A 10,624-nucleotide genomic window follows, 5' to 3' on the forward strand; every position below is an offset into this window, starting at 1 on the left:
AATTCCCATGCATTTCTCGGAATATTCTTACCTCCTACATAAGCTTCCCAGTGACCTAATCCTCCACAACCACATCTCACCTTACCATTAAAGTTTACTATGAAGTGTCCTACTTCATGTGCATTGCCACTTTTTCCTATAAGGAGGTGCCCGTCTACTATTGCTCCCGCACCTACACCTGAGCTCAGGGTTATGTAGACCATATTCTGGATTCCCTTATAGTTGCCATATACGTATTCTCCCCAGACTGCGGCTTGGCAATCGTTCAGTAAGATAACTGGGGCTCCTAGCTTATCTTGTAATGCTTCTACTATAGGGTATGGCCCTATCTCTTTATTGGGTGTTTCAAGTATCCAGCCTTTCCTCAGGTCTAATGGTCCTATGCTAGCTATTGATGCTATGGAGAAGTTTTTCTTTTCCTTAGCATATTCGACTATCAGGTTGACTAGGGCTTCACCGCTTGACGGTGTTCTCATTTGAACTACGTCAGATAGTACCGGTTGCTTTTCTTCTTCCCACCCTATTGCAAGCCGGGTATTTGTAGCTCCTATGTCTACTAGGAGTATTCGTTTCATTATTTATCTAACACCATGCATCTTTCTGCGAAAACATTGTACGGATGGATGCTCTCGTAACTGGTTGCTCTCACGCATATTTGTGCAGGTGGTTCAATCACTTTCTCTAGTATGTTTAGTGCGTCCCTTGCTACGTCTTCTACGAGCTTAGGATTTTTGTGTGCTTTTATTATTAGATCAGCTTCATCGTCTTTTTTGAGGAGTGTTCTTGTTGGTTGGGAGAATGCTTGAAGAAGTTTCAGGGCTATGTCCTCTATTCTATATACTCTCTTCTCTGTGAATGATATTGTTGCCTCTATTCTAGCTCTCTGCATGTGCGTGGGGGTCCTGTTAACTGGGGTGTTAAGCTTCTTTGATATATTAACCTGAGCATGAGGACAAGCAGTTATACCAGTAACTCCCAGCGTTAACGTCCATCTTTTACCATCGTTCCTCCAGGCCTCAACTGATATTCTCACATTAACAGGCTCCAGTGTTTTCCCCGTTTCTATGAAGTGCTCTAGCTCTAGTTCTGCTCTCGCGTATTCCGTGTAACTATGCTTTCCCAAGAGTTTAACAGCTACTTCTTCCATTAGTGCCTCTAGGCTTTCTTTTCCCTTTCTCTCTGCCTCGACCAGGGCTTCTATGAATGCTTCAATATTCCTAGATAAATGAACCGCTCTTCTTCTTGGTGAGAGTTTAACGTAGGCGTTATATGTTACAGGGAACTCTATTACTCCTTTGGGACTCCTTATTCTCACTAAATACTTTACTCCCTTGACTCCTACTAGGTCAAGGGGGTATGGGTGTTTCGGAGGCATGTCCTGTATTTCAACTTCCAATCCAACCTACCGCCTCCATTAATTTATCAAGATCTATTTCCGCCAGGACTGTAGGGTATTCTATGCCGAATTCAAGCAGTATGTCCGGCCTTGCTTCACCTAGGAATCCCACTCCCATGTTATTTGCAAGGATCTTTCCAGTCCTCCCCTCTATGAAGTAGGGGTGTTTGGACTCGGCCGCTCCAGGCTTAATTCCCAGGAGCTTGATGACTTTGTATACCACAGCTTGCAATTGCTCGTAGCTTGCTTCGTCGTCCATATATAGGAGACCAAGCCTCCATGACTCCCTAACTATCCCCTTTTCTTTGTAGGCTACTTGTCCTATTTCGAAGGTTTTGACGGGTTTAGAAGTGGAGATATTAGTTCTAGCGACCCGTATGAGCCCGGGTATCAGGCTCGGCCTGAGTATACTGTATTCTACCATTACAGGGTTCCCTATTTCAACCAGGATACTAGGGTTCCATTTGCCTGAGAGCGTCGTAGGCCCAGTTAATACTAGTTGCATAATTTCAGTAAATCCTGCTCCTATAAGTATCTCTGATATTTTTCTAATAAACATTGTCCTGTTTGAGAGTCCTCCACGCATGATAGTCCACGTAGTCTTGAGTGGAATGTTATCGTAACCATATGCTATTGCAATATCTTCCACTAGATCGATCTCTCCTAGAATATCTACTCGGTATGGAGGTACTGTAACAATGAGCTTTGACTCCGATACTTCGACATTATACCTCATTCTCTCAAGGATCTCAGCTTGCTCTCGTATTGGAATTTCCATATCTAATACCTGGTGAGTATAATCAGGTTTCAGTTCCACTAATTCTTCTTCCAACAACGGTGTAAAGATTTCCTCACTCTCAGACATTACTGTAACTTGCCCTATCTTAGCTCCCTCCCTCTCCGCTAGATTAAGAGTTATTATGTCTAGTAGCTTCATTACAGTCCACTTGTCGGGACCCGTCACATCTATCAAGAGACTATGTGTCCCAGGTTCAACCCTAGTTATCTCTGCATTTATTACAGGAGGCATTGCAATGACTTCCCCACAGGCTAATAGGAATGGGTGTTCTCCCTGTTCGAGGTTTATACCACCGTATAATTTGCCTTGCTCTGTTTCCTCGAGGATCTCTAGCCCAGACATTTCCCTATCTCCATGTAGCGGTTGAAATTTTACTTCGGATGAGTCAAGGTATGTGTATTCCAGTTTATTACAAGGGAGCTTTGAGAGGTTATGAAATCCTATCGCAGCTTTCCTCCTTCTCCGGCCGAAGGTTACGTGTAGTTTTTCCTGGAATTGTATCAGTTCTTGTAGGAATTCCTCGTCGACATTCACGTTCTCTACTATTCCTACAGCTATATGCTTCCTTGTTCTAAGGTTCCCTAGCTCAACACTATAGTTCGTTTTTACTGTAGAGTAAGCCGAGTAACCTGTTTCTTTTCCCGTTAACCCATTTATCGCTCTCACTAGTCCTTCTGTTATTAGCATATCCGGTCTATCCGGGTTTACTTCTACCTCGAGAACCCCTGGCTCAATTTCTTCAGACTCGCATTTCAATCGGAATAGAGTGTCCTCTAACTCCCTTGAAGTGAGTCCAGTGAGGTTCATTATCTTTTCTAAGCTAAGCCTTATTACAGGCATTTTAACGCATCCTCCTAACAGGGAAGTCGGAAATGAAATCTATATCCCTAGAATAAAGCATCCTTATATCAGTCAAACCGTAATAAGCAGCGGCAAGCCTCTCAACACCGAACCCCCAAGCAACAACAGGGTAATCTATCCCAGCCATTTCAAGTACTTCCGGTCTGAACATGCCTGCACCGAACAACTCTAACCATTTTCCATTCGGCAATTTCACGTATCCTTCCACGCTCGGCTCTGTAAATGGAAAGTATCCGGGCTTGAATCTTATCCTAAACCCTAGTCTCTCAGATATCTCCGTAAGCATTCCAAGGAGATCCCTGAAACTCGTTAACTCGTCTCCCATAATCCCGTCTAACTGATGGAACTCTGGTAGATGACTGGCGTCAATTACATCGCTCCGGAAAACCCTTCCAAGCGAGAAATACCTTATCGGGGGCTCCGGCTTTGATGTTATTACTCTCGCTGAAACACTTGTTGTTTGACTTCTCAAAACATGTTTAGAAGCTTTTAACGTGCTCCATTTATACCCCCAGCCCTTCTCATGCACATGCCTCACCCGCTCAACTAGATCTTCCAACCCTTCTAACCTACCGTAGATTGGATCCCTTATCCACAGAGTGTCATGAACTTCTCTAGCAGGATGATCCTGGGGCTGGAAAAGTAAGTCGAAATTATATAGTTCAAGTTCCACCAGAGGTCCTTCAGCCTCTGTGAAGCCAAGTTCCTTCATTAGGTCCCTTAACATGTCAAGGAACTCGCTTAGGAAGTGTCTTCTGCCTAGTCTGATATCCGGTGGTTCTGCTGATACATCATATTTCCTCAATTTCACCCGTGCCCATCTACCTGTCTTTAGATCCTGGTGCGTCAATCTACCTTTCTCTACAGTAGCCTCCTCTAACACTTGCACTAAGCGTTTCGCTGTTAGAATGATTTTCTCAACTACCTCTTCTTCACGTACGAGTCCTCTTCTAATAAGCTCACTGAGTAGCTTACTCTCACCGAATCCTTTCTCCGCTACTTCCCTGAGTAAACTCTTCTTCTCCTCTACCTCTCTCAGGATATCATCAATAGGCTTTGCTAGTTCCACAATCCCTCCACTTATTGTTATCCAACCGTTCCTACGGGCTATTCCTATAGCGATCCCTGCCTCGTCTCCTAGCTTTTCTCTTATTCGCCTGAGCTCTGTAACGCCTTGTGAGACTAGTTTCACTAGATTCTCCTCAGGTAAACCGTCTCTAAGAACTTTCACGCCTCTACCAGTTAGCACGTATTTTTTCTCCCTTTTCTCTAGTATCCTCAAAACATCCTTGGACTGGAGCAACTCTGATAGACTTGCAATTGTTGACTTGTCTAGTTCTATTATATTGGGGAGATCATCTAGTTTTGCCTTGCTTACTCTTTTCTCAACCATTCTCCTCAATAGATCATACTCGGATTCACTGAGCACCAGGCGTTCATCCAAAATCTTCTGCACCCAAGATTAACTATGGGAATGTTTCCTAGTATTAAAAAGGAGACGAAAATGCCGGACTACTGTTCTTTGAGGACCTGGATCCATGGTATCCAGGAAGCTATGAAGACCCATACAGGTGTTGTCAACCCTAGCACTTCCGCGCTGAATACTTTTGAAACACCCACATAGTACGTTAGTAATACAGCTATGAGTAAACCGAGTACCAGAGAGGCCCAGGAAAGCGAGTTATACTTCTTCGGCTCCTTTGATAGTAGTCCGGCTAGTGTTGGCGGGAGAAGTGGTAGTAGGAACAGGCTCGAGAGGACGCTTAGCTGGACTATATAGGAGACTCTTAGATATGCTATTCCCGACACTATAATTCCCATTAGCACGATAGTTGTTTTAGCCACTGACAGCTCGCTTATCTTTCTTTTATCATATGGCAAGTCATGCCCCACTGAGCTGGATACCGAGAGTATTATGGAGTCCACTGTGGATATACTGGCTGCTATTATGCTCACGAACACTATTACTGATATCCATACAGGCGCTATGTTCAGGAGTGCTGGAGTTACAGAGTCTTTTCCATGTAGCTTGAAAGGTATGAGTGTTGTTCCACCCGCTCTTGCTAGCATTCCAATCGCTACTACCATTATTGTGTAGAGAAGACCGAATACTCCAAACCATATTATCATTCCTCTAAGGCTCTCCTTGTTCTTCGGCATGTAAACCCTCTGGAGTACTTGAGGGTTTGTTATCGCGAAGAATAGCCATGGAAGTGTGAATGATATGAATACCGGTATCTTCCAGAATCCTTGGACTGGTGAAACCTCGAGTAAACCATTGTTCTCTAGGTTGCTCATTATTGTCGAAGTGTTCATATGGAGACCGTAGAAAAGTTCCCATATTAGCCAACCCAAGAGTAGTATTGCAGCTGTTACCATCCAAACACCTTGTATCGCATCTGTTATAGCCACACTCCATATACCAGCTAGTATAGTCCATGCTAGTATAAGCGTGAACCCGAGAAGTATCCCCCAAGCATAGTAGCCCTGTCCACCTGCAGTAGCTATTGTTTCCCCTATTCCTTTTAGCTGTGCTGAGGCATAGGGAAGAAGTGCGAGAAAGTATATTACTGCTATTGTAGCAGCTAGTCTCGGTGAACCGTAGAGGTCTCCCAGCATTTCGCTGGGCGTAACCCATCCTCTCTCCCTTGCCTTCCTGTAAATTATGGGAGCAAGAGTTGCTAGTAGTAGGAGAGTTGCAATATAATAGGATAATTCAAAGCCTAAGCTTCCTATTCCCGTGAAGTACGCTATTCCAACTAGCCCGACTATCATGAAGCTACTGTACGTGGTCGCTGCATATGTCAATGCTGCTAGGAATGTTCCCAGTTTACCGCCTCCTATATAGTATTCTCTGCTTGTTTTGACACCGTACTTCCTCCCGAGTATTGCTCCTATTGTACCTAGAATTATGTAAAGTAGTAGTACTGTTAGTTCTATGATTAGTCTTTCTTCCACCATTGCTCACCTCTGAACAGATAGTATAGTGCGAGTAGGAATGCTATTGTGGAATCAACTATCCAGTACCAGGTATCGATGGGAGCATGGGTTACATAGTATGGGATTAGGTAGTGAAGTAGTAGTATAATCGTTATTAGTGTAGCGAATATGCTGGCTTTCATCCCCGTCACCGTCTACATAATGAAACATATGTTTCATATTTAAATAATATTCCCTGCTATCTAATAATATGAGGGATGGAATCTGGAGGCAATCAAAAGAATACTGGAAAGAAACCCGGGCGCGACAATCACAGAAATAGCCGAGGAGTCTAAACTCTCTAAAGCAACGGTCTCCAGAATAGTTAACAGACTAGAGAAAGAAGTATTAGTAACAACGATAACTCGGGGAAGAAATAAACACGTATATCTAAACAAGACTAGAGAAAAGAGAAAACATGTAGTTATAGGCATCATTAGAGCAAGCGAGTATCTATTCTTACCATTTCTAGTAAAGAAGCTTAGGTCAAGAGGATACATTGTAGAAGTAAAAGTATATAATGAGGGATTAACGCTAACGAGGCACATAGCAGAAGGAGTATTAGACATGGGGTATAGCCCGCTAATAACACAGCTCTTATACTACAGGTTTAATCCGACATATAAGATCATATATGGAGGAGTTTACGGAGGTGCTGGCGTATTATCTAATCCCCGTTCTATATTAGATAAAAGCGGAAGCACACCCATATCTACGATGGAAACATGTATCAGATCGTTTGATAGGGCCATAGACGTCCAGTATTATTACAGCGGAGAGAGTATCCTAAACGCGTTGAGTAAAGGAGAGATAAAGATTGGAGCCATATGGGAGCCATATCTATCGGAAGGAATCAAAATGGGATACAGACTAGAGGCTCAATGCTCTGAACTAGTTGCACCGTATTGCTGCACCTTGGCAGTAAACGTTGAGTTTTTAGAGGAAGAACAAACTCTACGTTTACTTGTTGAAAAATCACTTGAAGAATATAAGAATGATCCTCTTAGAATGGCGTCATGGTACGCTAGAGTAATTCGGACACCAGTAGCCATGTTGAAGAAGTCTTACAAGTCATACAGTATCTCAGGAGAGGTTGATAGAAATCAAGTCTATAGAATACTGAACAGAGTAGGCGTGAAGCTGCCTAGTCCCTCCATGATGCTGGAGCCGATTGACTGTCAGTCCTCGTCCATCAATGCGTAGTATGATTCTATTACTGTTTCTGCGAGATCTCCAGGAACCTTGTACTGGTTGACTAGTACCTTGTAAATCTCGCTTCCAGTTAGTCCTTTCACATTTAATTCTCTAACCAAAGACAACACGCTGTCAAACAGTTTCCTGCTGAGATCATCATCTATAGTGAATAACCCTTGAATCACCGTAGACACACATATCTTGAAAGCTTCCGTATTTCCGATACAAGGCAACGGCAGATCGCATATAAGCTTTACTCCTTCTAGGTTTTTAGAGGCTTTTACCATTGGAATATCGGATAATTCTTTTCCTTGTTTCTGTCTAATTCTCTCAGTTTCAACTCTTAGGAAATCTTTTTGCACGATGCGTATGATTAGGTTCTTGTTAAAAAAGAAAAGATTTACTATGCAGATCTCGTTCCCACACTCATATACCATCGAGTCTCCGAATTCTTCTTCCAGTATGTTCATAAGGTTAGTTAATTTTTCCTCCAAAAAATTCACCAGAGAAATTTGTGAAGTTTATAAAAAAAGAAATTGTCGTTTAGGAAAGAATTGTTAGTGTTGTGTTGCATTCCATTTCCAGTATTATTAGGATTGGTTGTACTTGTGGACATACAGTTCCAGTTTCTACTTCTGCATTACGGATCAGGGATGATGCGTCCTTCAGATCTGACATTGCAACTGTGGTATTATCCGTGTTCGGAGCTTTGTTTAGGTATTGTAGAGCTAAGCGGAGATTATTTATCACAGTATTATTGGTAGCATTACAGGATTTTTGTTCCACGATTATAGCAAATTTAGTGTCTTTTATGAGAGTTCTAACTTCCATCTTGTAAACGATTTCCTTTGCCATTCTTATTTGGCGTCCAGTGTGCTGCATTCCTTTGAAGTCGTTTTGTGCCATTTCCTCCACGAGGGATACTAGTTTACTTACTGACTTTAGAAGGCCTTGCGTTTCCATAAATCCCTTCGGTAGCATAGTTGTTGTTTCTTGGATTAGGCCTTGTGTTTCATTTATAAGTGACAAGAGGTTTGATTTGGTCTGATTCAAGTTTGGCGATCCATTCCAAGCTTCTGTTAATGCTTTATGATACAATGATGTTATGTTATTCAGGTTGCTTGCTATAGTTTTAAGATTGTTCTTTATGTTCTGTGGTAGAGCAGCGTTTTGTTCTATGTCGCTAATTATTTCAGATGCCCTTTGAAGTCTAAATGAAATCATTGTTAAATGCATTTGTGACTTTTCCACCATACTGGCCCTATTCTGAAAGTGGGAGATAGCTTCTGCTTGCATGGTTCCATAATTGTGTAGCATTTTGAAAGCGGCTATAGTTACCCATAGCTTTGTACAGTTTACTGTGTTGTTCAACTCTTTAATAGTATTTATGAGAACTTTATTCTCCATTGAAAGCTTCTCTTCAACATGCATTAGGTTGTTAGCTGGTCCCTTTAATCCCCTGTTCTCTAATTCAACCTTTTTCATGGCTAGCATCTGTATTTTCATATTTGATTGCACTAGCCTCTTTTCTAAGGTTTTCATTATAACCTGTTTAAAGTGGCATGCTGTTAATGAGTCAATTATATGTTTAGCCTCAATTATATTATCTCTAGCGTTTGTCAAGTAATGCGATACGGTACTAGCTGTTCCATTGCTACAATTCCCATTTGATTCCTTGAGAATATCCAGCGCCTCAGTAACATTCGCCTTTGCTTCTTCTAAATATGTCAGTGCCTGGGTTAGAGGTTCATTATAATATCCTTTGGTACTTGTATTTAATCTATAAACCATGTTATTGAGCTTTGTTACAGTGTAATTCATTCCTATAGCTATTCTGTATAAACCTCTGCAATGATGAGTTGTCTGGTTTGATAGCATCATGAATGCTTGTGCTACTAGAATATCGGCTAACGTGGAGTTAGTCTGCCTTGCTTGCGCTGCCTCTTCTAAAATACTAATAACTTGGTTGCTGGCTTTTAATTTTCCTTGATTAATTAATTCGAGTAATATTGTTTCTGGATATAATTTCTGGGCTGATTCGGCTGAAGTATTCTCTGATAATATGCTGAAGTTTCCAACTGCCGGAGCTATTAATGCTATTAGGAGGAAGACCGCGATTACCTTTAATTTTAGGGTCTCCATGACTATCACCTTTTTTGTTTCTGACTTCTTTATTTGGTGTTCGTTTTAGATAAGGGTCATAGTGAAACACACGAGTTCCAAATTGTTCCACTTAGGTGGAACGTTCCTTGCTAGCTGTTTGCTAGGAGATCCCGGCCTTTGTTTGTTAGGCTAATTTCCACTTTACCTATACCCTTGCTCGTTTCTATTAGACCCATTTCCTCGAGTTTTCTTATTCTTCTCCACACAACCGATTTGCTTAGACCGCTTTCTTTTGCTAAGCTCGAAATGCTGTGACCGCCTTTTTTAATTAAATTGAGTAAAAGGAAGTCTCTATCATCGATTCTTGACTCGATTAGATCAAAACCATTTTCAGATGTCGTTTTCTTATGTGATAAAACATAAATAGCCAAAACCACAGCGGCCAAGAATAATCCCAGGATTATATACGTCCAAGTATCTTTTCTCATAGTTCTATAGATAGGTGTTGATGTTTGAGTCGTACCTGTTGTTGATGTTCCTTGAGAAGCGGTTGTAGACTGGGTATATGACCCGGATACTGTACTACTTCTACTTTGTGATCCTGTCGTGCTGACTCCTCCTTGAGAAGTAGTTGTAGACTGGGTATATGACCCGGATACTGTAGTGCTGGTTCCCCCTGGCATTGTTGAGGTTGTTGTATAAGTAGTAATAGAATAGTATATTGTATAGACTCCTGGGTTGAGATATGTCAGTGTTATTCTGCTATAATTTGCGTAGATATTAGGGGAATCACTTGCATATACTAAGCTACCATTAGTTGGAAGAATAATCGTCGATTTCCCCGAAGCATGTATTTCGAGGAGATAGGTATCGGATACAGAAGTCGGATATATAATATATGACAGTTGAATGCTCTGAGTATCGTTGTTTAAGAATACAGTAATCTCACCTCCTCCTACAAGTACTGGGAGCGGAGTCCCATTCTGATTTACTGCTACAACACTCTCCTCGAAAGTTCCGGAATCCTCTGGAATTGTCAGGTTCGTTAACCCTTGAACTTGTTTAATGTAGGTAACAACATAAACAATACCATCTCTACAGTCATATGTGCTAGAAATTACTGGTGTTTCAGCCGATACCGAAGGCAGAAATACTAATAGAATAATGGTTAATACAGAAATTATGCTCAGTAGTTTCCTCACCTAACCTCACCTAGCCCCATGGGATATTTTACACTATCCCATTAATTATATAATTAGTATAACTGGTATATTCTGTAATCTAGGTGTATC

Annotated in this window: 10 protein-coding genes; 1 reads left to right on the plus strand and 9 read right to left on the minus strand. The window is 41.6% G+C overall.

Annotated elements, in window-relative coordinates:
* The 6 genes from F7B60_00005 to F7B60_00030 all read right to left on the minus strand — a co-directional run.
* Positions 1–575: ROK family protein (locus tag F7B60_00005; GenBank protein ID MCE4613904.1), on the minus strand; the 575-nt coding region annotated here is incomplete at its 3' end.
* Entirely contained in the window at positions 575–1,396 is an 822-nt protein-coding gene (locus tag F7B60_00010; protein ID MCE4613905.1) for a GTP cyclohydrolase, FolE2/MptA family, read from the minus strand. The genes F7B60_00010 and F7B60_00005, both read right to left, overlap by 1 nt.
* Positions 1,386–3,035 (minus strand): phenylalanine--tRNA ligase subunit beta, encoded by a 1,650-nt coding sequence (pheT, locus tag F7B60_00015; protein ID MCE4613906.1) that lies wholly within the window; start codon positions 3,033–3,035, stop codon positions 1,386–1,388. Before pheT ends, F7B60_00010 begins: the two co-directional genes overlap by 11 nt.
* Before the next feature lies 1 nt (position 3,036).
* Positions 3,037–4,500, minus strand: a complete 1,464-nt coding sequence (locus F7B60_00020) for a phenylalanine--tRNA ligase subunit alpha (protein MCE4613907.1) — start codon at positions 4,498–4,500, stop codon at positions 3,037–3,039.
* Between the two features lie 68 nt (positions 4,501–4,568).
* Positions 4,569–6,014 (minus strand): sodium:solute symporter family protein, encoded by a 1,446-nt coding sequence (locus F7B60_00025; protein MCE4613908.1) that lies wholly within the window; start codon positions 6,012–6,014, stop codon positions 4,569–4,571.
* Positions 5,999–6,178 carry a hypothetical protein gene (locus F7B60_00030; protein ID MCE4613909.1) on the minus strand — a complete coding sequence of 60 codons (180 nt, stop codon included), beginning with the start codon at positions 6,176–6,178 and terminating at the stop codon, positions 5,999–6,001. Before F7B60_00030 ends, F7B60_00025 begins: the two co-directional genes overlap by 16 nt.
* A 424-nt stretch (positions 6,179–6,602) precedes the next feature.
* Here F7B60_00030 and F7B60_00035 point away from each other — a divergent pair, with 424 nt between their 5' ends.
* Positions 6,603–7,238: a hypothetical protein gene (locus F7B60_00035; GenBank protein MCE4613910.1), complete on the plus strand. Its 636-nt coding sequence runs from the start codon at positions 6,603–6,605 to the stop codon at positions 7,236–7,238.
* Here F7B60_00035 and F7B60_00040 read toward each other — a convergent pair.
* The 3 genes from F7B60_00040 to F7B60_00050 form a co-directional block, all read right to left on the minus strand.
* On the minus strand, positions 7,214–7,723 hold the full coding sequence (locus F7B60_00040; protein MCE4613911.1) for a hypothetical protein: 510 nt from the start codon (positions 7,721–7,723) through the stop codon (positions 7,214–7,216). The two genes, F7B60_00035 and F7B60_00040, sit on opposite strands and share 25 nt — an antisense overlap.
* A gap of 49 nt (positions 7,724–7,772) precedes the next feature.
* A complete protein-coding gene (locus F7B60_00045; GenBank protein MCE4613912.1) occupies positions 7,773–9,371 on the minus strand; it encodes a hypothetical protein in 1,599 nt (532 codons plus the stop codon).
* Between the two features lie 110 nt (positions 9,372–9,481).
* Positions 9,482–10,534: a winged helix-turn-helix transcriptional regulator gene (locus tag F7B60_00050; protein ID MCE4613913.1), complete on the minus strand. Its 1,053-nt coding sequence runs from the start codon at positions 10,532–10,534 to the stop codon at positions 9,482–9,484.
* Positions 10,535–10,624: the final 90 nt, after the last annotated feature.

The organism is Candidatus Tiamatella incendiivivens (assembly GCA_015522635.1).
Classification (GTDB): Archaea; Thermoproteota; Thermoprotei_A; order Sulfolobales; family Acidilobaceae; genus Tiamatella; species Tiamatella incendiivivens.

Excerpts from the sequence above, each read along its gene's own strand:
- F7B60_00030 (MCE4613909.1), bottom strand. The coding sequence starts at position 6,178 with ATGAAAGCCAGCATATTCGCTACACTAATAACGATTATACTACTACTT.
- F7B60_00045 (MCE4613912.1), bottom strand. The coding sequence starts at position 9,371 with ATGGAGACCCTAAAATTAAAGGTAATCGCGGTCTTCCTCCTAATAGCA.
- pheT (MCE4613906.1), bottom strand. The coding sequence starts at position 3,035 with ATGCCTGTAATAAGGCTTAGCTTAGAAAAGATAATGAACCTCACTGGA.
- F7B60_00035 (MCE4613910.1), top strand. The coding sequence starts at position 6,603 with ATGGGGTATAGCCCGCTAATAACACAGCTCTTATACTACAGGTTTAAT.